Here is a 25,212-nt window from a genome sequence, read left to right as displayed (position 1 = left end):
GTCACCCCCCACCGCACCCCCGTCCCCCTCCCCGCCCACCCCTCCCACCGGGCGATACGCGTGCTAAGGAGCCCGCGATGAGCGACATGATCACTGCGGACCTGGTCGACCTCGGCCTGTCCGCCGACACCAAGGAAGCGGCGGCCCGTGCGCTCGCCGAGCGCATGGTGGCCCTGGGCCGGGTGACCGACCTGGACGGCTTCCTCGCCGATGTGGCGGCCCGCGAGGCCCAGATGCCCACCGGCCTCGACGGCGGCATCGGCATCCCGCACTGCCGCAGCGAGCACGTCACCGAGCCGACGCTCGCCTTCGGCCGCAGCGCCGAGGGCATCGACTTCGGCGCCGCGGACGGCCCCGCCGACCTGATCTTCCTGATCGCCGCGCCGGCCGGTGCGGACGACGCCCATCTGACGATCCTGTCCTCGCTGGCCCGGCAGTTGATGAACAGCGAGTTCACCGACGCCCTGCGCGCGGTGGGCGACGCGTCGGCCGCGGCGGCCCTGATCCGCGGCGACGAGCCGGACACACCCGCATCCGCGGGTTCCGAAGACCCCGTGGCGTCGGCGGGAGCGGCCTCTCCCGCCGCCGCCACGGTCACAGCCGAAGCCGGCGACACCGCTGGAACCGGGGACGAGCAGCGGCCGTTCCGCATCGTCGCCGTCACCTCCTGCCCCACCGGCATCGCCCACACCTACATGGCGGCGGAGTCGCTGGAGAACGCCGGCCGCGAGGCGGGCGTCGAACTCACCGTCGAGCCGCAGGGCTCGGCCGGATTCACCCGCCTGGACCCGCAGGTCATCGCGGCGGCGGACGCCGTGATCTTCGCCCATGACGTGCCCGTACGCGAGAAGGAGCGGTTCGCCGGCAAGCCCACCGTCGACGTCGGGGTGAAGGCCGGCATCAACCGCGCCGCCGAACTCATCGCCGAGGTCCGTGAGAAGGCCGCCCGCGGTGAGGTCACCTCCGGATCCGCCCCGGCCACTCCGGTGGAGCGCACGGGCGAGTCCGGCGAGGGCTACGGCACCAAGCTGCGCAAGTGGCTGATGTCCGGCGTCAGTTACATGGTGCCCTTCGTCGCGGCGGGCGGTCTGCTGATCGCCCTCGGCTTCGCGATCGGCGGCTACAAGATCAACAAGGCGCCGTCGGTGATGGACCACTTCCTGTGGACCCAGGCCGACAGCTGGGCCGCGCTGCTCTTCCAGATCGGCGGCGTCGCCTTCGGCTTCCTCGTCCCGGTCCTGGCCGGCTACATCGCCTACGGCATGGCCGACCGGCCCGGCATCGTGCCCGGCTTCGTCGGCGGCATGATCGCGTTCAACATCAACGCCGGCTTCCTCGGCGGCCTGGCGGCCGGTCTGATCGCCGGTGGCGTCGTGATGGCGATCCAGAAGGTGAACGTCCCGGCGTCGCTGCGCGGCATCATGCCTGTGGTGGTGATCCCGCTGATCTCCTCGGCGATCGTCGGGTTCCTGATGTTCGTCGTCATCGGCAAGCCCATCGCCGAGGCCCAGAAGGGCATGACCGGCTGGCTGAACGGCCTGTCCGGCAGCAACGCGGTCCTGCTCGGCGCCCTCCTCGGCCTGATGATGTGCTTCGACCTGGGCGGCCCCGTCAACAAGGTCGCCTACACCTTCGCCACGGCCGGTATCGCGGTGGCCAGCCCCAGCGACTCGGCGATGAAGATCATGGCCGCGGTGATGGCGGCGGGTATGGTCCCGCCCCTGGCCATGGCCCTGGCCACGACCGTGCGCGGCAAGCTCTTCACCCAGACCGAGCGCGAGAACGGCAAGGCCGCCTGGGTGCTCGGCGCCTCCTTCATCTCCGAGGGCGCGATCCCCTTCGCGGCGGCCGACCCGCTGCGCGTCATCCCCGCCTCCATGGCGGGCGGCGCGGTCACCGGTGCCCTGTCGATGGCCTTCGGCGCCACCCTGCGCGCCCCGCACGGCGGTATCTTCGTGGTCCCGCTGATCGGCAACCCGTTGCTCTACCTGGTCGCCATCGCCGCGGGCGTCTGCGTCACGACGGCCCTGGTCGTCGTCCTGAAGGGCGTGCGCAAGCCGGCCCCCGGCGCCGCGACGGCCTCCGGCGCGGACGGCGAGGTCCGCACGGCCGGGACGAAGCAGCCCGTCGCGGTCTGAAGCGCCCTGCGGTTCGCCCCATTCGAGGTGTGTGAACCGTTCATGCCACCTGCGAGATAGATCACGAAAATCACGGCCCGGGACCATGGTTCCGGGCCGTGGTGTCTACTGGGCGCATGCCCGAGCACGTCTCCCGATGGCCCGAAGGCCACCCTCTCCCCGCCCTCCCGCAGCAGCGGCAGACGGGCTCCCGGTCGGAATCCGTGGAGCTGACCGCCGAGGAGAGAGGCGCTTTCGCCGAGCTGGTGCGTCGGTTCGGCGACAGACGGGCCTGAGCCCTGCCCCTCGGGGCAGGCCAGGGGCGGCGCTCAGGACAGCTGCGCCGCCCGCCGCTCCATCGCCTCGCGCGCCGCGTCCTCGCTGGCGTACACCTCACACATGTGCCGTCCGTCCGGCGTCGCCGTGTGCTCGACCTCCCAGAGGGAGATCTCATCACCGTCGCGCAGCAGGAACGCGTGCTCGTAGAGCGAGAAGCCCAGTTGCACCCGGCCTGCACGGCACGGGCGGCCGAAGGCCTGCGTGATCTGGTGCCCGGACGCCGTGGCGAGCAGGGCCGCCGTCTCCGCGCCCGGCCGGTCCACGTTCTCCGCCCGGCGCAGTAACCTGCGCGCGTGGTCCGCCGAATCCTCCGCGGCGTACGCGTGCCGGGGCGCCGGGACCGGTGACAGCTGCACCATCACCGGCAGTTCGAAGTCGGGCGTGTCCGGCGGCAGCGGCAGCCGCGCGGTGGCGGCACGCAGCTCCTCCTCGTCGGCGTACACCTCGTGCTGCGGTTCGCTGCCCGGTGCGGTGTTGTGGACGAGCTCCCAGAGGGTGAGCGCCGAACCGTCGGCGAGCAGCCACGTGTGCCGGTACGTCTCCCGGTGCAGGCCCGCGCTGTGGTGCGCGGAGTGCAGCGAACCGTCGTGCGCCAGCGCGATGTCCAGGCGCCTGATCGCCTCGTCCGGTAGCTCGAAGGAGTTCAGGGCGCGGCCGAGGAGTCGCGCGAGGTGCTCCTCCGGAGTCTCGGGCGAGTCGTGGGGTTCGTACGGTGCCGTCTCGTACGGAACGCTCAAGGTTTCTCCCGGCGTTGCTGCATGTCACCTTGTGGGTGCATACCGTAGCCCCTCGGTCGGACATCATGTCCGGGAACCGAGAAAACGTACGTCCGGGAAAACGCCCGGGCCGCGCGAGAAGTTCCCGCGCGGCCCGGTCGGTCCGTCAAAAACCCCAGCTGGGGCGCTTGTTCAGAGAGGCGTCGAACTGATCAGGAAGCGCTGTCCGCGGTCCACTGGCTCCACGCCATGTTCCAGCCGTTGAGCCCGTTGTCCGGAGTCACCGTCTTGTCCGGGGAGTTCTTCACGATCACCACGTCCCCGATGAGGGAGTTGTCGTAGAACCACTTGGCGGGCGTGCCGCCCCCCGCGCCCTGGACGTCGGCGAGGCCCACGCAGCCGTGGCTGGTGCCCTGGCGGCCGAAGGGCGGGTTGCCCTTGTTGTACCAGTAGTTGCCGTGGATGAACGTGCCCGACGTCGTCAGACGCATCGCGTGCGGCACATCCGCGATGTCGTACTCACCGCCCAGCCCGACCGTCCGGCTGTTCATCCGGGTCTGGACGAACTTCTCGGAGATCACCATCTGCCCGTTGTAGGTGGTGTGCTCCGGGCTGCCCGCAGAGATCGGCACCGTCTTGACGGTCTTGCCGTCCCGGACGACCGTCATCGTCTGGGTGTTGACGTCGACCGTGGAGACCTGCGAACGGCCCACGGTGAAGGTGACCGTCTTCTTCTGCACGCCGTAGACGCCGTCCGCGCCCTCGACCCCGTCCAGGTCGATGTTCATCGTGACCTTGGAGCCGGCCTTCCAGTACTCCTCCGGCCGGAAGTCGAGCCGCTGCCCGTTGAACCAGTGCCCCACGACCTGCTGTCCGCTGCTGGACGTCACCTTGATGTGCGACTGCACGGCCTTGCGGTCGGTGATGGCCTTGTCGAAGGTGAACGACACCGGCATGCCCACACCGACCGTCGTGCCGTTGTCCGGTGTGTACGTCCCGATGAAGCTGTTCGACGACGACACCGTGGTGAAGATCGAGTTGGCCGCGGCCGTCCGGCCGTCCGCGTCCTTGGCCGTCGCCGATATCCGGTACTTGGTCCCGCGCTCCAGCTGCTCCTTCGGCTTCCACACCTTGCCGTCACCGGAGATCGAGCCCTCGACGGCCTGGCCGCTGCCCGCCACCGTCATCTTCACGTCGGTCAGCTTCCCGTCGCTGACCTTCACGCCCGTCTTGTTGATGGACGCGCCGGTCGAACCGTCCTCCGCCGAGATGGCGATCCTCGCGACGGACGTCTTGCCGCCACCCTGACCGCCCTTCTCGTCGTCCTCGGCGTTGGCGCTGCCACCGCAGGCGGTGAGCGTCAGGGCGCCGACCATCAGGGCGGCACAGGCCCCCAGAGTGCGCCGCGCTGAAATGTTCGGCGTTGTCACGGGCTGCTCCCAGTTCGTGTGATGTTGCGTGATCCGCTCCGGTACGTGGGAGTAGAGGGGCCGGGGAGCCGGTCGGGTTCCGTCCGTTCCCCATGAAGGCCGTCACGTGACAGAACCGCGACAAATGACGGGTCCGCCATGCATCCGCTGTGCCCCGCGGGCCTGTTCAGCGGCCCGGGTACAACTCCCCGTACGACGGCCATGCCCCGCCCGGGCCGTCGACCGGCTCCGCGGCCCGCACGGCCCGCACGATCGCGCGCGTCACCACGTCCGCGCCCGCCGCCAGGATCTCGTTCAGGGCGAGCGGGTTCGCGGCGTCCAGGGCGCGGTCGCCGGTCGCCAGCGTGAACACCGTGTCCCCGTCGTTGAGGAGATGCACCGGACGCACCGCACGGGCGATGCCGTCATGCGCCGTGCCGGCCAGCTTCTGCGCCTGCGCCTTGGACAGATCCGCGTCCGTGGCGACCACCGCGAGCGTGGTGTTCAGCGGCGGTGCCGTGCTCCTCGCGGCCGTCTCGGCGAGACGCCGCTGCGCGGCCGCGTGGACCTCCGCCTCCGGGTACGCCACCCGCCCCTGGAACAACTCCCCGTACAACGCCCCCGTTTCCGGATCCACCGTCGATCCCGCCGCGTTGGCCACCACGAGCGCGGCCACCGTGATCCCCGAGCCGAGCACCGTGCTCGCGCTGCCGACACCGCCCTTCACCACCCCGGCCACGGCTCCGGTGCCCGCGCCCACGCACCCCTGGGGCACCCGGGCGCCGACCTCGCTCGCCGCAGCCGCCTCGATGGCGGCCCGGCCGGTGGCGGCGTCGGGCCGGGCCCGGAAGTCACCGCCCCGCCCCAGGTCGAAAACGCACGCGGCGGGCACCACCGGCACCACGTGCGCCGGATCCGCCCCGACCCGGATCCCACGCCCCCGCTCCTCCAGCCACGCCATCACCCCCGACGCCGCGTCGAGCCCGTAGGCGCTGCCACCGGTCAGCACGACCGCCTCGACCTTGCGCACCACGTTGCGGGGATCCAGCGCGTCCGTCTCCTTGGTGCCGGGCCCGCCGCCCCGCACGTCCACGGCGGCCACCGCCCCGCCCTCCGGAGCGAGTACGACCGTGGTGCCGGTGAGCCAACCGTCGCCGGTGCGTGTCGCGTGCCCGACCCGCAGGCCGGAGACGTCCGTCAGAGCGTCAACTGTCATGAGACCCAGTCTCGTCCAGCGGCCCGGCCTTGCGGACGCACCGAGCCGGTGGGGCGCCGCGCGGGCCCGGCCGGCCGTGAGCCTGTTGTTCCGCCGTCTGCTTGTTCCGCCGTCTGCCCGCCGGCCATCAGCCCGTCGACGGGCCGGCAGGGCCCTCGTCGGCGCCGGACCGGTGACGGGGCCGGACCGGTGACGGGGCCGGACCGGTGACGGGGCCGGACCGCCGGTGGGGCCGGTTCGTGCGCGGGGCCGGATCGCCGGCGCGTTCACCCGGTGCGCGTCGCCGGCCCGCTCTCGCCGGCGGCCAGCCGCGCCGCCAGGGTCTCCCCGGCCACCACCGACAGCGCGCAGACCACGCCCGCCGCGAACACCGCCCAGTGGCCCAGGAACGTGCAGCAGATCACCAGCAGGGCCGTCGTCGGCAGCACCAGCTGCTGGGTGATGCCCCGCTTGAAGTGGCGCGAGTGCAGGGCCCACACCGTGAGCAGGTACAGAGCCGTCGGCAGGGTCACGGCCGCCGACGCCGCCAGCGTGGAGATGTGCGCCTTGCCGACCGTCTCCTCCACCGCCACCTCCAGCCCGGCCCCGATCGCCGCCGCGGAGGCGAACACCAGGTAGTGGCCGTAGCCCCAGAGGAACGCCTGGCGGTTGGAGCGCAGATGGCCGTGGATGGGCACCACGAAGTAGATCCACCAGGCGGCGAAGATGACCAGCAGCCCGCCCGCCGCGATGGGGAGGAGCTCACCCAGCGCGTCGTTCTCGTCGATGCCGGACTTCACCGCGACCGTGGCAGCCGCGATCGTCTCGCCGAGCACGATGATGGTGAACAGCCCGTACCGCTCCGCGATGTGGCGGGGATGCCAGGACGTGGAGTGGCCCCTCTCCGCGAGGGGCGGCACGCACATCTCCAGCAGTGCCATCACCAGGAACCACCAGGGCCGCGCCCCCTCGGGCAGGAACAGCAGCCCCAGCCAGCCGACCTGGCACGCCAGGATGCCGCCGGCGTAGCGCAGGGCCGTGGTGCGCTCCGGGCCCCGACCGGCGCGGGCCGCCCGCAGCCACTGCCACGCCATGGCCACCCGCATGATCGCGTACCCCAGCCAGACCACGAGGTACTCGTGCTCCTCGAACGCCTGCGAGACCCCCGCCGCGAGGACCAGCACACCCGCGATCTGCACCAGGGTGACCACCCGGTACAGCACGTCGTCGTTGTCGTACGCCGAGGCGAACCAGGTGAAGTTCATCCACGCCCACCACAGGGCGAAGAACACCATCGCGTAGTCGAGGATCCCCTGACCCGCATGGCCCTCGGCGACGGAGTGCACCAGCTCGCTGCCCGCCTGGGCGACGGCCACCACGAAGCACAGGTCGAAGAAGAGCTCCAGCGGCGAGGCCGTGCGGTGCGCCTCGTCGCGGCCCCGGGCCCGGAGCCTGCGCAGCGGCCCCCGGCCGCCGGGCGCGCCGGAGGGGACGGGCGGGGAAGCGGGGCTGGACGTCATGCGTCCCAGCACAGCAGAAGGCACGGGGAATTTCTCCGCGAACGTACCCTGGTTGCATGAGTAGCGTCCCCGGCCCCGAGCCGCGTGAGCCGAAGCCCGCGCTGGTCTTCGACGACCCGCTCGACCAGCAGTCCTCCGACGACACCGACCGAGGCTGGGGCGAGCGCACCGACGCCGGCGGCAGCACGGCGGACCTCAAGCGCTTCCTGGACGAGAAGCCGCCCCACCACATCTGAGACGAGAAGCCGCCCCACCACATCTGAGACCAGAAGCCGCCCCACCACCTCGGAAACGGCCGGGCGGCCGCCCGCACCGGCTTCCGGGCCGCCCGGGCCGACGCCCGAAGCGCCGCTACTGCCGGTCGTGCCCCGAACCGCGCTGGGCGACCAGGGCGTCCCGGATCTCCTTCAGGACCTCCAGCTCGGTCACCTCGATGATCTCCTGCGCGCCTTCCTTCTCCTTCCGGCGCGCTTCCTGCCGGGCCAGGTACTTCGCCATGGGCAGGACCATCAGGAAGTAGACGACCGCCGCCGTGATGACGAAGCTCAGGGTGGCGCCCAGCACGGAACCCCAGAGTATTCGGATGCCCTTCTCGCCCTCGCAGCTCGAGCTCAGGCACGAGCTGTAGTGGTCGAGGTTCTTGGTCCCGATGGCCCCGACGACCGGATTGATGATCCCCTTCACCACGGCGTTGACGATGTTGGTGAAGGCGGCACCGATCACCACCGCCACCGCCAGATCGACGACGTTTCCGCGCATCAGGAAGGCCTTGAAGCCCTGCAGGACGCTCGGTTCCTTGTTCTCGCTCACCTCGGGGCGTCTCCTCACACGAGCAGCTTGTGGAATAAAGCGCTCCGCAACCTACGTCAACGCCGGGCCGAACCGGGAACCCGGGCCCCTCAGGAGTCACCACAAGGTCACCGCCAATCGCCCGGTGGCCCCCGCAGCGGCCAGCCGCGCGGCGGTGGCCCGCGGCACCGCCAGCACGACCAGCGCCCCGCTCCCGCCCGCGTCCTCCATGGGCTCCGGCACCTTCGTCACCCGGGCCCCGCGCGCCACCACCTCGGCATCGCCGCCCGGCACCGCCCCCTCGGCGGCGATGACGTCGACCCGGTCCCCGGGCCGCAGCAGCCGCACGGTGGCCGCGTCGGAGATCCGGACCGGGGCCGTCACCGACTTGGCGGCCTGACGCGGGTGCGCGGGGCGCTGCCCGGACAGCGACGCCGTGTGCGCGGGGTGCCGGGCCCGGGGATGACCGCGGGCACCCTCGGTGTCGCGCGGCCCCGCCGCCACGAGTGCGGTCGCGGTGACCGCGAGTCCGACGGCGACGGCCCGCCGCCGGTGCCGGACGAGCCGGCCGGAGCGGTGGCCGCCGCGCACCCGCACCGGATCGAACCGCGGCACCTCACGGGTCGCGGGCACCTCAGCCCCGGGCGGCCCCGAGGCGAGCGACCAGGAGGGAGCCGGGGGAGAAGAGAGAGAAGAGGGAGAAGCGGACAGGGCCGAGGAACGAGCGAAGGGCACGGAGAACACCACCTGCGACGAGGGACCGGCTTGCGCTCCCCACGATGAGGCTTCGCCCCGCCGCCCACTCCGGCCTGTGGACCCACCGCCGACCTGTGGACAAGTCCCTCACCCGAACGGCAACTTCCGGGTTCGTACGTCAATGCCTGCCTACGTCAATGCCTGCCTACGGCAGCACGAACCCCGGATCCATCCCACCCAGCGCACTCACACACAGACAGTCCCGCTCCCCGGTCGCGGGCAGCGCCGCCACCGCGTCGAACAGCACCCCCCGCAGGCGCTCCACATTCGCCGCGAACACCCGCAGCACCTCGTCGTGCGAGACCCCCTCACCCGTCTCGGCACCCGCGTCGAGGTCGGTGACCAGGGTCAGGGACGTGTAGCAGAGCTCCAGCTCACGGGCGAGCGCCGCCTCGGGATGGCCGGTCATGCCCACCACCGACCAGCCCTGCGCCTGGTGCCACAACGATTCCGCACGGGTCGAGAACCGCGGCCCCTCGACGACGACCAGCGTGCCGCCGTCCACCGGCTCCCAGTCCCGGCCACGTGCCGCCTTGAGCGCGACGGCCCGCCCGGTGGGGCAGTAGGGGTCGGCCAGCGACACGTGCACCACGTTCGGCACCGAGCCGTCCGGCAGGGGCAGCCCGTCGAAGTAGGTGCCCACGCGGGACTTCGTGCGGTCGACCAGCTGGTCCGGAACGAGCAGGGTGCCCGGCCCGTACTCGGGGCGCAGGCCGCCCACGGCGCAGGGGGCGAGGACCTGGCGCACGCCGACCGAGCGCAGCGCCCACAGGTTGGCGCGGTAGTTGATCCGGTGCGGCGGCAGGTGGTGGCCCCGTCCGTGCCGCGGCAGGAAGGCGACCCGGCGGCCGGCGACGTCGCCGAGGAAGAGCGAGTCGCTGGGCGGCCCGTACGGGGTGTCGACCTGGATCTCGGTCACGTCGTCGAGGAAGGAGTAGAACCCCGAGCCGCCGATGACACCGATCGCGGCGCCTGCCTGGTCCGTCACGTTCGCCTTGTTCGCCATGCCCGCACCCTAACCGCACGCGGAAACGCCGAGGACCCCGTCGCCCCAGGGCGACAGGGTCCCGTAAGAAAAGGCCTTACGCGGCGGTGGTGCTGCTGCTGGAAGAGGAGCTGCCGGTGCTCGACGACGAGCTCGACGAGCCGGAGTCGGAGGACGACGAGCCCGAGGACGAGGTGCTCGACGACTTCGCCGCCGGGGAGCTGCTCGACGAGGAGCCGCGGCTGTCGTTCCGGTAGAAGCCGGAACCCTTGAAGACAATGCCGACCGCCGAGAACACCTTCTTCAGGCGGCCCTTGCAGCTGGGGCACTCGGTCAGGGCGTCGTCGGTGAACTTCTGCACCGCCTCGAGGCCCTCGCCGCACTCGGTGCACTGGTACTGGTAGGTGGGCACTGTCTTCCTCCTGGCACTCTCACTCGATGAGTGCTAACGACGATCCATAGTGACGTATTCCGGCCGCTCAGTCCACTGCCACCGGCACGCGGTGACCCACGCCACGTGCGACCGTCCGGCCGTTGCCCCGCGCCACCAGCCGGGAACGCAGGGCCAGGAGGGTCGCCAGGGCCAGCACCGTGCCGCCCATCGGCACCAGGAAACCGGCACCCGACCAGAAGCGGTCCTCCAGCTGTCCGGCGACCGTGACGGCGGTGGCCTGGCCCAGTGCCACCGCTCCGGTCAGCCAGGTGAAGGCCTCGGTGCGGGCACCGGCCGGGACCAGGCTGTCGACCAGGGTGTAGCCGGTGATCAAGGCCGGCGCGATGCACATGCCGACCAGCAGGCCGAGGCCGGCGAGGACCAGCACGGAGTGGGCGGCCCACAGGCCCGACGCGGTCAGCGCGAGTGCCGTGTAGCCGACGACCAGGCGCCGCTGCGGAGCCGCCTTCCAGGCGATCGCGCCGCAGACCACGCCGGAGAGCATGTTGCCCGCGGCGAAGACGCCGTAGAGGACGCCGTTCAGGCCCGGCTCGCCGATCGACTCGGTGAACGCGGCCAGGGAGACCTGCATGCCGCCGAAGACGGTGCCGATGCCCAGGAAGGTCACGATCAGCACGCGCACGCCGGGGACGCGCAGGGCCGAAGCGTGCTCCACGCGCGCGTGCCCGCCCTCGGCGACGGAGGGCTGGGTGCTCCTCTGCGCGGCGAACAGCAGGCCGCCGATCAGGGTCAGCGAGGCCTCGGTGACGAGTCCGGCGGCCGGGTCGACGGCCGTGCACAGGGCGGTGGCCAGCAGCGGGCCGACCACGAAGGTCAGTTCGTCCGTGACGGACTCGAAGGCGGCCGCGGTGGTCATCAGCGGCGAGTCCTTGAGCTTGACGCCCCAACGGGCCCGCACCATCGGGCCGACCTGCGGCACCGAGGCGCCGGTCGGCACGGCTGCCGCGAACACCGCCCACAGGGGCGCGTCCAGCAGGGCGAGCGCCGTGAGCGTCAGCCCGGCGACCGCGTGCAGCAGTACTCCCGGGATCAGTACGGCGCGCTGCCCGTAGCGGTCGGCGAGGCGGCCGCTGCAGGGCGCGAACAGGGCCATGGAGACACCGGTGACGGCCGCGGCGGCGCCCGCCGCCCCGTAGGAGCCGGTGGTGTGCTGCACCAGGAGCACGATGGAGATCGTCAGCATCGCGAACGGCTGGCGCGCCGCGAAGCCGGGGAGCAGGAACGTCCAGGCGCCGCGGGTGCGCAGCAGCCGGCCGTATCCCGGGCGGGTGGAAGCCGTCGGGTTCTCCGACGTCTCCGAGGTGACCGTGGATGCCACGGCCCGTGCCTTTCTGCCGCCTGGTAGCGCGGCCCCCGTAGCGGGCGGCGCCGAGAGCTGTCCTCTTGCGCGGAACTGCGGTAGATGCCGGGGCCCGGTGAGGAGGGATGTCCCGACCGCCATACGGTCGCGCCAGCTCTGCGTCAGGCAGAGTTGGTTCGATCTGGATTACGCCTTCATCGTACAGGGATCAAGGTGGGGTGAGCCTGTGAAAGTGAGCACCATGGGGCTGCCACCCTGTGAATCACAAAAGGGACAAAACGCCCCGGCGTGCCTCCGCGGCCCAGCGTGCCGCATGCCCCAATGCGCCCCCGGCCCTAGCGCACCCGCCCTGGCCACCCCGCCTCAGCGTGCCCCCGCCCGAACCCCCTCAGGCGCTCGCCCTGCCCGTCCCCAGCCAGCCGGCCAGCTTGCCGCCGCGCCCCACGGCCCGGAGCCGGCTCTCGGTGGCGTCCCGGACCGGGTCCGTGGCGACCACGAGGAGCTCGTCCCCCCGCTGCAGAATCGTCGTCGGCAGCGGAACGAAGGACTCGCCACCGCGCACGATGAGCGTCACGGCGGCGCCGTGCGGCAGCCGCAGCTCGGCCACCTCCACGCCGTGCATCTTCGATTCGCCGGGGATCGCCACGGACAGCAGATGCCCGCGCAGCCGCTCCAGCGGCGCCGACTCGATGCCGAGGTCGGCCGCCTCCGAACCGTCGCCGAGGCGCAGCTTGCGGCCGAGCCAGGGCAGCGTCGGGCCCTGGACCAGGGTGTAGACGACGACCAGCACGAAGACGATGTTGAAGATCCGGCGGCTGGCGTCGACGCCCTGCACCATGGGGATGGTCGCCAGGATGATGGGCACGGCCCCGCGCAGCCCCGCCCAGGACATCAGGGCCTGCTCCTGCCAGGGCACCCGGAACGGCGACAGGCAGAGCACCACGCTGAGCGGTCGCGCCACCATGGTCAGCACCAGCCCGATGACCAGCGCGGGCACGATGTCGTCGCCCAGCTCGTGCGGCGTGACCAGCAGGCCGAGCAGGACGAACATGCCGATCTGGGCCATCCAGCCGAGCCCGTCGGCGAACCCGCGTGTGGCCGGCCAGTGCGGGAGCCGCGCGTTGCCCATCACCATCGCGGCGAGGTACACCGCGAGGAAGCCGCTGCCGTGTGCCAGGGCGCCGGCCGCGTACGCCACCACGGCGATCGCCATCACGGCGATCGGGTAGAGGCCGGACGCGGGCAGCGCCACGTGCCGCAGACCCCAGGAGCCCAGCCACCCCACCGCGAGCCCGATGGCCGCGCCGATGGCCAGCTCCAGCATGATCACGCCCAGCAGCGTGTACCAGTGCTCGACCGGACCCGCCGTGGACAGGGACACCACGAGGATGACCACCGGAGCGTCGTTGAAGCCGGACTCCGCCTCCAGCGTGCCCGTCACGCGCGCGGGCAGGGGGATCTTGCGCAGCACCGAGAACACGGCCGCCGCGTCCGTCGAGGAGACGACCGCCCCGATGATGAGCGCCTGACGCCACTCCAGCCCGATCAGATAGTGCGCGGCCGACGCCGTGACCCCGACGCTCACCGCGACACCGGCCAGCGCCAGTGCCGTGGCGGCCGGCAGGGCCGGTTTGATCTCCTTCCACTTCGTGCCCAGGCCGCCCTCGGCGAGGATCACGACCAGGGCTGCGTATCCGATGACCTGGGTCAGCTCGGCGTTGTCGAAGTGGATGTCGCCCACGCCGTCCTGGCCCATGGCGACGCCTATCCCCAGGTACACGAGCAGGCTGGGGAGCCCGCTGCGCGAGGAGATCCGTACCGCTGCGACGGCGACGAGCAGGACGAGCGAGCAGACGAGCAGGAGCTGGTTGAGGTGGTGAACAGTCAGCGGCCGAATCCTTCCCTGGCCCGCACGCACGCGCGCACGGGCTCACGTGATCACGTACATCGCACATGAAGCTGTGGCGCAGCGCGCCAACTACTTCGTTACCTTACCTAACTCTTGACGATTTCTTGACGCTTCCGGGGCCGGGATCGAACGTCAGTCCGTGCCGGTTCCCGACTCCGCGTCAAGGCGCGCAGGGCCCTGCGCCTATCGTTGCTCCAGCGCTCAGTTAAAAGCACAGCCGAACCTGCCGCTCGCGTTAGGACAGCAAGGACAGCGATGCCCACCGACACCACCGCCTCCACGGGTCAGCAGCCCGGCAAGTCCGGCAGGAGAAAGGGGCGCAAAGCCCGACTTATCGTGCTCGTCCTGGTGCTGGCCCTCATCGGGGGTGTGGCGTACGGGTCGTACTGGTCCATCAGTACGGTCCGGGCCTCCTTCCCGCAGACCAAGGGCACCCTGACGCTGAAGGGCCTCTCCGGCCCCGTCGAGGTCAAACGCGACAACTACGGCATCCCGCAGATCTACGCCTCCTCCGACGCGGACCTGTTCATGGCGCAGGGCTTCGTCCAGGCGCAGGACCGCTTCTATGAGATGGACGTCCGCCGCCACATGGCCTCCGGCCGGCTCTCGGAGATGTTCGGCAAGAGCCAGGTCGACAACGACGAGTTCCTGCGCACCCTCGGCTGGGACCGGGTCGCCCAGCAGGAGTACGACACCAAGCTGTCGGCCACCACGAAGAAGTACCTCCAGGCCTACGCCAAGGGTGTCAACTCCTACCTCCAGGGCAAGGACGGCGAGGACATCTCGCTGGAGTACGCCGCGTTGGGCTTCACCAACGACTACAGGCCGCAGGCGTGGACCCCGGTCGACTCGATCTCCTGGCTGAAGGCGATGGCCTGGGACCTGCGCGGCAACATGCAGGACGAGATCGACCGCGCCCTGCTGACCAGCCGCCTGGGCCCGAAGCAGATCGCCGACCTGTACCCGAAGTACCCGTACAGCCGGAACAAGGCGATCGTGCAGGAGGGCCGGTACGACGAACTGACCGAGGCGTTCGCACAGGGCGGCGCCTCCGGGGCGAACGGCACCGGCGGCACCTCCACGGGCGCGGCGTCCGGCGCCTCCGGCACGGGCGGCACCGGCTCCGGTACGGGCGGCACCGGCTCCGGTACAGGCGGAACGGCCTCCGGCACGGGCGGCGCCGCATCGGGCACCTCGGGTCTGGACAGTCAGCTCGGCGGCCTGACGCGGGTCCTCGACGACCTCCCGCCGGCCGTCGGCGTCAACGGCGACGGCATCGGCTCCAACTCCTGGGTCGTCGGCGGGAAGTACACCATCACGGGCAAGCCGCTGCTGGCCAACGACCCGCACCTGTCGCCCTCCCTGCCGTCCGTCTGGTACCAGATGGGCCTGCACTGCCGCAGCGTCTCCAGCGCGTGCCAGTACGACGTGAGCGGCTACACCTTCGCCGGTATGCCGGGCGTGATAATCGGTCACAACCAGGACATCGCCTGGGGCATGACCAACTCCGGCGTGGACGTCACGGACCTCTACCTGGAGAAGATCACCGGCGACGGCTACCTCTACGACGGCAAGATCAAGCCATTCACGACGCGCGAGGAGACCATCAAGGTCGCCGGGGGCTCCCCCAAGAAGATCGTCGTGCGTGAGACCAACAACGGTCCCCTCCTGTCCGACCGCGACGAGGAGCTCGTGAAGGTCGGCAAGAAGGCCACCGTCGACACCGCCGCGCCCGACCGGGGCGACGGCTACGGCGTCGCGCTGCGCTGGACCGCACTGCAGCCCGGCGCCACCATGGACGCCGTCTTCGCCATGGGCAAGGCGAAGAACTGGACCGACTTCCGCAAGGCGTCCGCGCAGTTCGAGGTGCCCTCGCAGAACCTGATCTACGCCGACAACGAGAACCACATCGGTTACACGCTGCCGGGGAAGATCCCGACGCGCGCGAAGAAGGACGACGGCTCCGTCCCGGCGCCCGGCTGGGACCCGGCGTACCGCTGGACCGGCTACATCCCGCAGGACGCGCTGCCCTACGAGTTCGACCCGGATCGCGGCTACATCGTCACCGCCAACCAGGCCGTGATCGATCCGGACAAGTACCCGTACACGCTCACCGCGGACTGGGGCTACGGCGCGCGCAGCCAGCGGATCACCGACCTGATCCAGTCGAAGATCAAGGACGGCGGCAAGATCTCCACGGACGACATGCGCCAGATGCAGCTGGACAACAGCAGCGAGGTCGCGCGGCTGCTGGTGCCCACGCTGCTGAAGATCGACCCGGAGAACAAGGACGTCCGCGAGGCGCAGAAGCTCCTGGAGGGCTGGGACTACACCCAGGACGCCGACTCCGCGGCGGCGGCCTACTTCAACGCGGTCTGGCGCAACGTCCTCAAGCTCGCCTTCGGCAACAAGCTGCCCAAGGAGCTGCGGCCCAGGGGGCAGTGCCTGTGGGTCGAGCCGGTCAACACCACGGGCCCGGCCGACGAGGCCGAGAAGGTCCGCGAGTGCGGCCAGCGCGACCCCGAGCGGGCGCAGCCGGACGGCGGTGACCGCTGGTTCGAGGTGGTGCGGGGGCTCATGAACCAGCCCGACAGCGACTGGTGGAAGACGCCGAAGGTGAGCAACAGCCGCCCCGGCGCCGTCAACCGCGACCAGCTGTTCAAGCGGGCCATGATCGACGCCCGCTGGGAGCTGACCGCCAAGCTCGGCAAGGACATCGACTCCTGGAGCTGGGGCCGGCTGCACCGCCTGTTCCTGAAGAACCAGACCCTCGGCACCGCGGGCCCCGGTTTCGTCCAGTACGCCCTCAACCGCGGTCCGTGGGAGCTCGGCGGCGGCGAGGCCACGGTCAACGCGACCGGCTGGAACGCGGCCGGCGGCTACGGGGTGGTGTGGGTGCCGTCCATGCGGATGGTGGTGAACCTCGGCGACCTCGACAAGTCGAAGTGGATCAACCTCACCGGTGCCTCGGGGCACGCCTACAGCGCCCACTACGTCGACCAGACCGACAAGTGGGCCGACGGCGAACTGCTGCCGTGGGCCTTCTCGGACCAGGCGGTCGAGAAGGGCACGGCCGACAAGCTGGTGCTCAAGCCGTGAGTCACCGACGCCCGTAGGACGAGCGGCCCTCCACGCACGCGTGGAGGGCCGCTTCCGTATCCGCAACCGAGGCCCGCTGCACCAGGGCCCCGGTGTCAGGGCTCGTGGCGGAACCGCCGTACGCCGGACGGGGTCACCACCGCGTGCACCGGCCGGTCGTGCGCTTCCTCCGGGACGTGCCCGACGACCTCGGAGTCGTACAGCAGCACCACCAGGGCCGGATGCGCGCCCGCCCGCTCGAGCCGTGCCAGGACCCGGTCGTACGAGCCGCCGCCCCGGCCGAGCCGCATCCCGCGGGCGTCCACCGCGAGCCCCGGCAGCAGCACGGCGTCGGCGGTGGTCACGGCGTCCGGCCCGAGGCGCTCGCCCGCGGGCTCGAAGAGGGCCATCCTGCCGCCGTGCCGGATCCGGGCGAGCGACTCCTCCCCCTCGTACACGCCCCAGTCGAGGTCGTTGTCGGGCAGCAGAGCCGGAAGCAGCACGCGTACGCCCCGGGCGCGCAGAGCGTCCAGGAGCGCGCGGGTGCCGGGTTCACTCCCCACGGAGACATACGCCGCGACCGTGCCGGCTCCCGCCAACTCGGGCAGCTCCAGCGCTCGCCCGGCCAGCGCGGCCGACGTATCCCGCAGGTCATCCGCCGTCAACCTGCTCCTCACCGCGAGGAACTCGCGTCGCAAACTCCGCTTGTCAGGCTCGCCCGGACGTGCGATAGGCCTCAATGGTCGCTCCCGTACTATGGCAATACACTCATATGAGCGCCTATGAACCGGAGCCGCAGATTCCATGCAAAGGCACCGGATAGGGTGGCGCACATGACTCAGCACCCTCGGATCAGCAAGGCTGTCATTCCCGCAGCAGGCCTCGGCACCCGGTTTCTGCCGGCCACCAAAGCCACTCCCAAGGAAATGCTGCCGGTCGTCGACAAGCCCGCGATCCAGTACGTGGTCGAGGAGGCCGTCGCGGCGGGTCTCGACGACGTCCTCATGGTGACGGGCCGCAACAAGCGCCCCCTCGAGGACCACTTCGACCGCAACTACGAGCTGGAGTCGGCTCTCCAGAAGAAGGGCGACGCCGGCCGTCTGGCCAAGGTGCAGGAGTCCAGCGACCTCGCGACCATGCACTATGTCCGCCAGGGTGACCCCAAGGGCCTCGGTCACGCCGTCCTGTGCGCCGCCCCGCACGTGGGCGACGAGCCCTTCGCGGTCCTCCTCGGCGACGACCTCATCGACCCCCGCGACCCGCTGCTGCAGCGCATGGTCGAGGTCCAGGAGCAGCGCGGCGGCAGCGTCATCGCGCTCATGGAGGTCGCCCCGGAGCAGATCCACCTCTACGGCTGCGCGGCCGTGGAGACCACCGAGGACAGCGACGTCGTCCGGATCAGCGGCCTCGTCGAGAAGCCCGACCCGGCCGACGCCCCGTCCAACTACGCCATCATCGGCCGCTACGTCCTCGACCCGCACGTCTTCGAGATACTGCGCCGGACCGAGCCGGGCCGCGGCGGCGAGATCCAGCTCACCGACGCCCTCCAGCAGCTCGCTGAGGACGAGAAGATCGGCGGCCCCGTGCACGGCGTCGTCTTCAAGGGCCGCCGCTATGACACCGGCGACCGCGGGGACTACCTGCGTGCCATTGTCCGACTCGCATGCGAACGTGAAGACCTGGGCCCGGACTTCCGGACCTGGCTTCGCAGTTACGTAGCCGAGGAGATGTAGCACGTTGAGCAGCGCCGCGCCCCACGTCACCGGCCAGGACCACATCGGCCCCGACCACCTCTGGTCGGTGGACGAGCACCTGGAGGACATCCTCGTCACCGTCCGGCCCCTGGAACCCATCGAGCTGCACCTGCTCGACGCCCAGGGCTGCGTCCTCGTCGAGGACATCACGGTGCCGGTGTCCCTGCCGCCCTTCGACAACAGCTCGATGGACGGCTACGCGGTACGGGTCGCGGACGTCGCGGGCGCGAGCCAGGAGTTCCCGGCGGCCCTGGAGGTCGTCGGGGACGTCGCCGCGGGCCAGGCCGAACTGCTCCATGTGGGCCCCGGCCAGGCCGCCCGCATCATGACCGGCGCCCCGCTGCCGCCCGGCGCCGAGACGGTCGTGCCCGTCGAGTGGACCGACGGCGGCCTCGGCGAGGGCCCGGTCCACGGCATGCGCGCCCGCAGCCTGGCCCCGGAGGGTGCCACCGGGCACGTCCTGGTGTACCGCCCGGCCGAGGCCCGCGCGCACGTGCGCGCGAAGGGCAGTGACGTGAAGGCCGGCGACCGCGCCCTGGCGGCCGGCACCGTCCTCGGCCCGCCCCAGATCTCCCTGCTCGCCGCGATCGGCCGCGGCACGGTCCGCGTACGCCCGCGCCCGCGGGTGGTGGTGCTCTCCACCGGCAGCGAACTCGTCCAGCCCGACACCGAACTGGGCACCGGTCAGATCTACGACTCCAACAGCTTCGCCCTCACCGCGGCCGCCCGCGACGCCGGCGCCATCGCCTACCGCGTGGGCGCCGTCGCCGACGACGCCGAGACCCTGCGCTCCACCATCGAGGACCAACTGGTCCGCGCCGACCTGATGGTCACCACCGGCGGCGTGAGTGTCGGTGCGTACGACGTGGTCAAGGAGGCCCTGTCCCACGTCGCGGACGAGGACGAGGCGGGCAGCGGCATCGAGTTCCGCAAGCTCGCCATGCAGCCCGGCAAGCCCCAGGGCTTCGGCTCCATCGGCCCCGACCACACCCCGCTGCTGGCCCTGCCCGGCAACCCGGTGTCGTCGTACGTCTCCTTCGAGCTGTTCGTCCGCCCCGCGATCCGCACCCTCATGGGACTCGAGGACGTCCACCGTCCGACGACCCGGGCGACGCTGTCCGCCGACAAGCCGCTGACCAGCCCCAAGGGCCGCCGGCAGTTCCTGCGCGGTACCTACGCCGACGGCAAGGTCACGCCGGTCGGCGGCGCCGGGTCCCATCTGGTCGCGGCCCTCGCCCACGCGGACGCCCTGATCGCCGTCCCCGAGGACACGGTCTCCGTCGAGCCCGGCACCGAGGTCGAAGTGGTCCTGCTCGGCCGATAGCCGCTGGTTGGGGGTACCGTGTCGCGCACAACAGGCCCGTGCGCCGCACCGCGACGGGCCCGGACCGGGAGCGCCACACAGCATGAGCACGCAGGACCCATTCCCGCACGACGGCCGTACGCCGGACCGGCTGACGCACATCGACGAGGCGGGCGCCGCTCGCATGGTCGACGTGTCGGAGAAGGACGTGACCGCGCGCACGGCACGGGCCAGCGGGCGCGTCCTCGTCTCGCCCCGTGTGATCGAGCTGCTGCGCGGCGAGGGCGTGCCCAAGGGCGACGCCCTCGCGACCGCGCGGATCGCCGGGATCATGGGCGCCAAACGCACCCCCGACCTGATCCCGCTGTGTCACCCGTTGTCGGTGTCCGGTGTGAAACTGGACCTGTCGGTCGCGGACGACGCCGTGGAGATCCTGGCCACCGTGAAGACGACGGACCGCACGGGCGTCGAGATGGAGGCCCTCACCGCGGTCTCCGTCGCCGCGCTCACCGTGATCGACATGGTCAAGGCGGTCGACAAGGGAGCGGTCATCACGGACGTACGGGTTGAGGAGAAGACGGGCGGCAAGTCGGGCGACTGGAGCCGCTCATGACCTACCGCGCTCTCGTCGTCACGGCCTCGAACCGGGCCGCCGCCGGGATCTACGAGGACAAGGGCGGCCCGATGGTCTCCGACGGCCTGAAGGGCTTCGGCTTCGAGGTCGACGGCCCGCAGGTCGTCCCCGACGGCGACCCGGTGGAGGCCGCCCTGCGCGCCGGTGTCGACGCCGGCTACGACGTCATCGTCACCACCGGAGGCACGGGCATCTCGCCCACCGACCGCACCCCCGAGGCGACCCGCCGTGTGATCGGCCACGAGGTGCCGGGCATCGCCGAGGCCATCCGGGCGTACGGCCGCCAGAAGGTGCCGACCGCGGCGCTCTCCCGGGGCCTGGCCGGTGTGGCGGGCGGCACGCTGATCGTCAATCTGCCCGGCTCCAGCGGCGGGGTGAAGGACGGCCTCGCCGTCCTGGAGCCGCTGCTGGTCCACGCCGTCGAACAGCTCCGGGGCGGCGACCACCCCAGACCCGGCAGTGGGGGTGCGAGCTGAACAGCCCATCCTGGCCCGTGGAGCTGAGGGACGGTGACATCGTCCTCAGGCCGATAAAGCTGCGCGACCAGCGGGCCTGGCGCGAGGTCAACCGGCGCAACCGCGACTGGCTGCGCCCCTGGGAGGCGACGATCCCGCCGCCCACGCCGGGCGGGCCGGTGACGCACCGCCCGACCTTCCGCCAGATGGTCCGCCATCTGAGGGCGGAGGCGAACGCGGGCCGGATGCTGCCCTTCGTCATCGAGTACGAGGGGCGGCTGGTCGGGCAGTTGACGGTCGCCGGGATCACCTGGGGCTCGATGTGCTCGGGGCACGTCGGGTACTGGGTGGACGAGTCGGTGGCCGGGCGCGGGGTGATGCCGACGTCGGTGGCGCTCGTCGTGGACCACTGTTTCCGCACGGTCGGGCTGCACCGCATCGAGGTCTGCATTCGCCCGGAGAACGGGCCCAGCCGCCGGGTCGTGGAGAAACTCGGATTCCGCGAGGAGGGGCTGCGGCCGCGCTATCTCCACATCGACGGAGCATGGCGCGATCATCTCGTCTTCGCCCTCACGGCCGAGGAAGTCCCGGACGGGCTGCTGAGGCGCTGGCACCGGTCGCGATCGCGGAGTAATCCGGGAATGCGGCAGCACCCCGGAAATTGAATACATGTTCGAAATTGATCGAGCGGTGACCGTCTCGGGGCAATGAATTCCCGGCCCGGGTGGTCTGCTGATCGCATCGGTCGCAAAAAAAGTTCGAAATATCAGCCAGATCGTGCGACACACCGGCTCAATTGGCAGATGGCCTCACACAAACCCCTCTACGGTGTGAGACGTGAGCAGCAGCGGCCTCATCTACGCAGTCATTGTCGGGGCCTGGGCCGCCTACTTGGTGCCGATGTGGCTCCGTAGGCAGGACGAGCTGAACGAGGCCCGTCCGACGGAACGCTTCAGCACCGCCATCCGGCTGCTGTCCGGACGGGCGGGAATGGAGCGCCGGTACGCCAAGGACCTGCGGGCGCGCTCCACCGACGAGGGGGAGCAGGACGCCGACGACCCGGATGCCGTCACCGACTCGGTGGACGTCCGGGCCTTCGCCGTGTCCAAGACCCGTCCGCAGACCCAGGTACCCGTACCGTCACCCGCCCCGGGGCAGCCGGCCCGCCCGGCGACCTTCGAATCGCAGGCCCCGCAGGCGCCCGCACCCGACGCGGCGCGCTCCGGGCGCCCCCGGGAGCGGGTTCCCGCCGACCGCCGGAGCGCCTCGGCGCAGGCGAACCAGGCGGCTGCGGCGCGAGCCCGGCGTTCGAAGGTGCTCGCGCGCCGCCGGCGCACCACCACCATGCTGTTCCTCGCCTTCACCCTCGGCGCGATCGTCGCCGCCGTCGGAGGGCTCGCGTTCCTGTGGGCCCCCGGTGTGCCCGCGATCATGCTCAGCGTCTACATCGCCTATCTGCGCTCCCAGGAGCGCCGCCGCTTCGCCTACCAGATGGACCGCCGCATGGCCGAGGCGGCGGCCCAGCGCCTGCGCGAGCGGCAGCGCCAGCCCCGTCGGCGTGTCCTGGCCGAGGAGGAGGGCGCCGAGCCGGAGGAGGGGCCCGAGCCGGTGGCCGACCCCGGCCTGTCGGCCCTCGCGGCGGACCGGCGCGCCCTCGTCGAGCAGACCGACCACGCGGAGTGGGTCGACCAGCAGCGCGAGCGCCAGCGGCGGCCCGGGCAGGGCGGCGACAGCTGGGATCCGGTGCCGGTGCCGCTGCCGACGTACGTGACGGCCCCGGTCGCCCCGCGGGCCACCAGCGACGTGGACCTCGGCGCCCCCGACACCTGGAGCTCGGCGAGGTCGAGCACCGTGACCCCGGACGCGGAGAGCGACTCCGGCGCCGACCGCCCGGAGGAGCCGCACCCGCCCGCCCAGGACGCCGGCGGCGGCGAGGACGACGGGCGCACCGACGCCCGCCGGGCCGCCTCCGCCCGGCGGGCCCGGGAGCGCGGCCGCACCCCGCTTTTCGACCAGTACGAGGACGGCGGGCGCCCCCGGGCGGCCAACGAGTAGCGCCGCGAAGCCGCAGGTGACCGCCCCTGGGGAACGGATTTCCAAGCAGGCCGATCGGGGTGCTAGAGTTTCACTCGTTGCAAGGGCCTGTGGCGCAGTCCGGTAGCGCACCTCGTTCGCATCGAGGGGGCCAGGGGTTCAAATCCCCTCAGGTCCACGCAGCTCAGAGCCCGGTCGGGAAACCGACCGGGCTCTGACGTATGTTCAGGCCCCGGGCGATGGGCGACGGGCGTGCGGCCCGCGCCGCGTGACACGGGCCACAACCGGAGCCGTCGCTGAGTGCCCGTCAGCCGGCCGGGCGCAGGTCCTTGGCGAAGCAGCGGCTCGCCTCGTGGCAGCGGTAGTAGCCGAACTTGGCGCACGGCTCGTAGCCGCTGGACGTGTACAGGGCGATGGCCTCCGGCTGTTTGGTGCCGGTCTCCAGGACCATGCGGACGCGGCCGGCCGAGCGGGCGTCCTCCTCCAGGGCGGCCAGGATGCGGCGGGCCAGGCCACGGCCGCGCATGCCGTCGACCACGTACATGCGCTTGAGCTCGGCGTCGCCGTCGAGGTTGCCCGCGCCGTTGGAGTCCTGGGCGCGCCAGCCGCCGGAGGCGACGGGGGTGCCGTGCTCGTCGTACGCGATCAGGTAGACGCCGTTCGGCGGCTCGAAGTCCGCGGCGGCCATGGGCGTGGCATCGCCGTCGTCGCCGTAGCGGACCGCGTACTCGGCCTGGACCTGGTCGTTCAGCTTCACGGCGTCGGGGTGGTCGAAGGAGACCCGGCGTATGTGCATGGCCGCTACCGTATTCGATCCGGAACTGGACCTCGTCCAGCGTGCCGGTATCGTGCCGGGGTGCTCACTGTGACCTCCGACAACGGGTCCTGCCGATGGGGTCGCCTGTGATGTCGAGGAGAGTGTTTTGCTGACAGTGACCTCTGTGAATGTGAACGGGCTGCGCGCCGCCGCGAAGAAGGGCTTCGTGGAGTGGCTCGCGGGGACGGAAGCCGACGTGCTGTGCCTCCAGGAGGTGCGGGCCGAGCCGGAGCAGCTGCCGGAGCACGTCCGCGCGCCCGAGGGGTGGCACGTGGTGCACGCGCCGGCCGCCGCCAAGGGACGGGCCGGGGTGTCCCTGTACAGCCGCCGCGAGCCCGACCGGGTGCGGATCGGGTTCGGATCGGAAGAGTTCGACGGCAGCGGGCGGTACGTGGAGATCGACCTGCCCGGAGTCACCGTCGCGTCCCTCTACCTGCCCTCCGGCGAGGTCGGCACCGAGCGGCAGGACGAGAAGGAACGCTTCATGGGCGAGTTCCTCGCCTATCTGAAGGGGCTGCGCGAGCGTGCCGCCGCCGAGGGCCGCGAGGTGCTGGTCTGCGGCGACTGGAACATCGCCCACCAGCGGGCCGACCTGAAGAACTGGCGCGGCAACCAGAAGAGCTCCGGCTTCCTGCCCGAGGAGCGGGAGTGGCTGGGACGGGTCTTCGACGCGGCCGACGGCGGGTACGTCGACGTCGTCCGCGCCCTGCACCCGGACACCGAGGGGCCGTACTCGTGGTGGTCGTACCGGGGGCGGGCCTTCGACAACGACACGGGATGGCGGATCGACTACCACGGGGCCACCCCGGGGCTCGCCGAGCGCGCGGTGAAGGCATTCGTGGAGCGGGCCGCCACGCACGCCGAGCGGTGGTCCGACCACGCGCCCGTGACCGTCGTCTACGACCGCTAGGGCCTTCGCATCCTCCGGTCCAGTGCCAGCGACAGTTCCGCCTCCACCACGCTTCGGGCCAGGGGGCGCAGGCGGGGGAGGTCCTCGGGGGTGGCGTGGCGGGTGACCAGGTCGGTGAAGAGGTCTGCCAGGGCGTCGGCGTGGGTGCGGACCTGGGCGGCCGCCTGGAGGACCTCCGCGAGGGGGATGCCCTCGTGGACGAGGGCCGACGAGACGTCGAGCAGGCGGCGGCTGATGTGGACGATCTCCTCGCCGTCGGTGCCGAGGTAGCCGAGTTCCATGGCGGCGGCGAGGTTCTCCGGCGTGGCCTCGCCCGCGAAGTGGTCGGCGAGTTCCTCGGGTGTGAGGTGGACCGGCTCCTCCTCGGTGGGGCCGCCGACGCCGAGCAGGTCGCCGACGTCCCGGCCGTGGTCGAACGCCTCGGCCAGTTCCGCGATGCCGTTGAGGGTGTGGCCGCGTTCCAGCAGGGCGGTGATCGTGCGCAGCCGGGCCAGGTGGTGGTCGTCGTACCAGGCGATGCGGCCCTCGCGGCGGGGCGGTGGGATCAGTTTGCGCTCGCGGTAGAAGCGCAGGGTGCGCACCGTGATCCCGGCGAGGCGGGCCAGCTCTTCCATGCGGTATTCACGCTTCTCGGCCACCTGGGCACCTTAAGGCGTACTGCGGGTAACTTCCTTGTCCCGCCCCCTACCCATCAGTACGCCACTGCCCTACGCTCCCATTGCGCCAGTGTTCACTGGC

Annotated in this window: 23 protein-coding genes and 1 tRNA gene; 11 read left to right on the top strand and 13 right to left on the bottom strand. The window is 71.5% G+C overall.

Annotation, left to right across the window (positions count from 1 at the left end; all coding sequences use genetic code 11):
* The first annotated feature begins 77 nt into the window (after positions 1-77).
* Complete coding sequence (locus AB0937_RS18055; protein WP_366712789.1) at positions 78-2,138, top strand: fructose-specific PTS transporter subunit EIIC; 2,061 nt, start codon at positions 78-80, stop codon at positions 2,136-2,138.
* A gap of 308 nt (positions 2,139-2,446) precedes the next feature.
* On the opposite strand, the gene AB0937_RS18050 is transcribed toward AB0937_RS18055, so the two are convergent.
* The 4 genes from AB0937_RS18050 to AB0937_RS18035 form a co-directional block, all read right to left on the bottom strand.
* Positions 2,447-3,193, bottom strand: coding sequence for a DUF6227 family protein (locus AB0937_RS18050; protein ID WP_366712787.1), 747 nt, complete (start codon positions 3,191-3,193; stop codon positions 2,447-2,449).
* 191 nt (positions 3,194-3,384) lie between these two features.
* Positions 3,385-4,602 carry an Ig-like domain-containing protein gene (locus AB0937_RS18045; RefSeq protein ID WP_366712785.1) on the bottom strand — a complete coding sequence of 406 codons (1,218 nt, stop codon included), beginning with the start codon at positions 4,600-4,602 and terminating at the stop codon, positions 3,385-3,387.
* A 166-nt stretch (positions 4,603-4,768) separates the two neighbouring features.
* Positions 4,769-5,797, bottom strand: coding sequence for a P1 family peptidase (locus tag AB0937_RS18040; RefSeq protein WP_366712783.1), 1,029 nt, complete (start codon positions 5,795-5,797; stop codon positions 4,769-4,771).
* A gap of 266 nt (positions 5,798-6,063) precedes the next feature.
* Positions 6,064-7,296: a low temperature requirement protein A gene (locus tag AB0937_RS18035; RefSeq protein ID WP_366712782.1), complete on the bottom strand. Its 1,233-nt coding sequence runs from the start codon at positions 7,294-7,296 to the stop codon at positions 6,064-6,066.
* Between the two features lie 56 nt (positions 7,297-7,352).
* On the opposite strand from AB0937_RS18035, the gene AB0937_RS18030 reads away from it, so the two are divergent.
* A complete protein-coding gene (locus AB0937_RS18030) occupies positions 7,353-7,532 on the top strand; it encodes a hypothetical protein (RefSeq protein ID WP_366712780.1) in 180 nt (59 codons plus the stop codon).
* A gap of 115 nt (positions 7,533-7,647) precedes the next feature.
* On the opposite strand, the gene mscL is transcribed toward AB0937_RS18030, so the two are convergent.
* The 6 genes from mscL to AB0937_RS18000 form a co-directional block, all read right to left on the bottom strand.
* Positions 7,648-8,106 carry a large conductance mechanosensitive channel protein MscL gene (gene mscL / locus AB0937_RS18025; protein ID WP_366712778.1) on the bottom strand — a complete coding sequence of 153 codons (459 nt, stop codon included), beginning with the start codon at positions 8,104-8,106 and terminating at the stop codon, positions 7,648-7,650.
* Positions 8,107-8,202: 96 nt separating this feature from the next.
* Entirely contained in the window at positions 8,203-8,718 is a 516-nt protein-coding gene (locus tag AB0937_RS18020; RefSeq protein WP_366712777.1) for an RcpC/CpaB family pilus assembly protein, read from the bottom strand.
* Positions 8,719-8,986: 268 nt separating this feature from the next.
* Positions 8,987-9,847, bottom strand: a complete 861-nt coding sequence (locus AB0937_RS18015; protein WP_366712776.1) for an S-methyl-5'-thioadenosine phosphorylase — start codon at positions 9,845-9,847, stop codon at positions 8,987-8,989.
* A gap of 76 nt (positions 9,848-9,923) precedes the next feature.
* On the bottom strand, positions 9,924-10,238 hold the full coding sequence (locus tag AB0937_RS18010; RefSeq protein ID WP_366712775.1) for an FmdB family zinc ribbon protein: 315 nt from the start codon (positions 10,236-10,238) through the stop codon (positions 9,924-9,926).
* A gap of 67 nt (positions 10,239-10,305) precedes the next feature.
* Positions 10,306-11,598 carry an MFS transporter gene (locus tag AB0937_RS18005; RefSeq protein ID WP_366712773.1) on the bottom strand — a complete coding sequence of 431 codons (1,293 nt, stop codon included), beginning with the start codon at positions 11,596-11,598 and terminating at the stop codon, positions 10,306-10,308.
* Positions 11,599-11,968: 370 nt separating this feature from the next.
* Positions 11,969-13,498 (bottom strand): potassium/proton antiporter, encoded by a 1,530-nt coding sequence (locus AB0937_RS18000; RefSeq protein WP_366712771.1) that lies wholly within the window; start codon positions 13,496-13,498, stop codon positions 11,969-11,971.
* Positions 13,499-13,744: 246 nt separating this feature from the next.
* Here AB0937_RS18000 and AB0937_RS17995 point away from each other — a divergent pair, with 246 nt between their 5' ends.
* Positions 13,745-16,588, top strand: coding sequence for a penicillin acylase family protein (locus AB0937_RS17995; RefSeq protein ID WP_366712769.1), 2,844 nt, complete (start codon positions 13,745-13,747; stop codon positions 16,586-16,588).
* 95 nt (positions 16,589-16,683) lie between these two features.
* On the opposite strand, the gene AB0937_RS17990 is transcribed toward AB0937_RS17995, so the two are convergent.
* A complete protein-coding gene (locus AB0937_RS17990) occupies positions 16,684-17,307 on the bottom strand; it encodes a 5-formyltetrahydrofolate cyclo-ligase (protein ID WP_366712768.1) in 624 nt (207 codons plus the stop codon).
* A 93-nt stretch (positions 17,308-17,400) separates the two neighbouring features.
* On the opposite strand from AB0937_RS17990, the gene galU reads away from it, so the two are divergent.
* From galU to AB0937_RS17955, 7 genes are all read left to right on the top strand, one after another.
* Positions 17,401-18,300, top strand: a complete 900-nt coding sequence (gene galU, locus AB0937_RS17985) for a UTP--glucose-1-phosphate uridylyltransferase GalU (RefSeq protein ID WP_366712766.1) — start codon at positions 17,401-17,403, stop codon at positions 18,298-18,300.
* A gap of 4 nt (positions 18,301-18,304) precedes the next feature.
* On the top strand, positions 18,305-19,645 hold the full coding sequence (gene glp, locus AB0937_RS17980) for a gephyrin-like molybdotransferase Glp (protein WP_366712763.1): 1,341 nt from the start codon (positions 18,305-18,307) through the stop codon (positions 19,643-19,645).
* An 82-nt stretch (positions 19,646-19,727) separates the two neighbouring features.
* Positions 19,728-20,237: a cyclic pyranopterin monophosphate synthase MoaC gene (moaC, locus tag AB0937_RS17975; protein WP_366712762.1), complete on the top strand. Its 510-nt coding sequence runs from the start codon at positions 19,728-19,730 to the stop codon at positions 20,235-20,237.
* Positions 20,234-20,734 carry a MogA/MoaB family molybdenum cofactor biosynthesis protein gene (locus tag AB0937_RS17970; protein ID WP_366712760.1) on the top strand — a complete coding sequence of 167 codons (501 nt, stop codon included), beginning with the start codon at positions 20,234-20,236 and terminating at the stop codon, positions 20,732-20,734. Before moaC ends, AB0937_RS17970 begins: the two co-directional genes overlap by 4 nt.
* Before the next feature lie 23 nt (positions 20,735-20,757).
* Positions 20,758-21,378: a GNAT family protein gene (locus AB0937_RS17965; RefSeq protein WP_366712844.1), complete on the top strand. Its 621-nt coding sequence runs from the start codon at positions 20,758-20,760 to the stop codon at positions 21,376-21,378.
* A 172-nt stretch (positions 21,379-21,550) separates the two neighbouring features.
* Positions 21,551-22,768: a gephyrin-like molybdotransferase receptor GlpR gene (glpR, locus tag AB0937_RS17960; protein WP_366712758.1), complete on the top strand. Its 1,218-nt coding sequence runs from the start codon at positions 21,551-21,553 to the stop codon at positions 22,766-22,768.
* Between the two features lie 83 nt (positions 22,769-22,851).
* Positions 22,852-22,925, top strand: a tRNA-Ala gene (locus tag AB0937_RS17955).
* A gap of 129 nt (positions 22,926-23,054) precedes the next feature.
* Here the strand turns inward: AB0937_RS17955 and AB0937_RS17950 are convergent.
* Positions 23,055-23,543: a GNAT family N-acetyltransferase gene (locus tag AB0937_RS17950; RefSeq protein ID WP_366712756.1), complete on the bottom strand. Its 489-nt coding sequence runs from the start codon at positions 23,541-23,543 to the stop codon at positions 23,055-23,057.
* A 127-nt stretch (positions 23,544-23,670) separates the two neighbouring features.
* Here AB0937_RS17950 and AB0937_RS17945 point away from each other — a divergent pair, with 127 nt between their 5' ends.
* Complete coding sequence (locus tag AB0937_RS17945; RefSeq protein WP_366712754.1) at positions 23,671-24,474, top strand: exodeoxyribonuclease III; 804 nt, start codon at positions 23,671-23,673, stop codon at positions 24,472-24,474.
* Here AB0937_RS17945 and AB0937_RS17940 read toward each other — a convergent pair.
* Positions 24,471-25,112 (bottom strand): MerR family transcriptional regulator, encoded by a 642-nt coding sequence (locus tag AB0937_RS17940; RefSeq protein WP_366712752.1) that lies wholly within the window; start codon positions 25,110-25,112, stop codon positions 24,471-24,473. The two genes, AB0937_RS17945 and AB0937_RS17940, sit on opposite strands and share 4 nt — an antisense overlap.
* Between the last annotated feature and the right edge of the window lie 100 nt (positions 25,113-25,212).

The sequence above is a fragment of the Streptomyces sp. NPDC047880 genome (assembly GCF_040706515.1).
Classification (GTDB): domain Bacteria; phylum Actinomycetota; class Actinomycetes; order Streptomycetales; family Streptomycetaceae; genus Streptomyces.
The sequence above is the reverse complement of the archived record's forward strand: the minus strand, read 5'-3'. Positions and strand labels throughout refer to the sequence as shown.

Excerpts from the sequence above, each read along its gene's own strand:
- AB0937_RS18055 (WP_366712789.1), top strand. The coding sequence starts at position 78 with ATGAGCGACATGATCACTGCGGACCTGGTCGACCTCGGCCTGTCCGCC.
- AB0937_RS18040 (WP_366712783.1), bottom strand. The coding sequence starts at position 5,797 with ATGACAGTTGACGCTCTGACGGACGTCTCCGGCCTGCGGGTCGGGCAC.
- AB0937_RS18035 (WP_366712782.1), bottom strand. The coding sequence starts at position 7,296 with ATGACGTCCAGCCCCGCTTCCCCGCCCGTCCCCTCCGGCGCGCCCGGC.
- AB0937_RS18030 (WP_366712780.1), top strand. The coding sequence starts at position 7,353 with ATGAGTAGCGTCCCCGGCCCCGAGCCGCGTGAGCCGAAGCCCGCGCTG.
- AB0937_RS18015 (WP_366712776.1), bottom strand. The coding sequence starts at position 9,847 with ATGGCGAACAAGGCGAACGTGACGGACCAGGCAGGCGCCGCGATCGGT.
- AB0937_RS17995 (WP_366712769.1), top strand. The coding sequence starts at position 13,745 with ATGCCCACCGACACCACCGCCTCCACGGGTCAGCAGCCCGGCAAGTCC.
- galU (WP_366712766.1), top strand. The coding sequence starts at position 17,401 with ATGACTCAGCACCCTCGGATCAGCAAGGCTGTCATTCCCGCAGCAGGC.
- moaC (WP_366712762.1), top strand. The coding sequence starts at position 19,728 with ATGAGCACGCAGGACCCATTCCCGCACGACGGCCGTACGCCGGACCGG.
- AB0937_RS17970 (WP_366712760.1), top strand. The coding sequence starts at position 20,234 with ATGACCTACCGCGCTCTCGTCGTCACGGCCTCGAACCGGGCCGCCGCC.
- AB0937_RS17950 (WP_366712756.1), bottom strand. The coding sequence starts at position 23,543 with ATGCACATACGCCGGGTCTCCTTCGACCACCCCGACGCCGTGAAGCTG.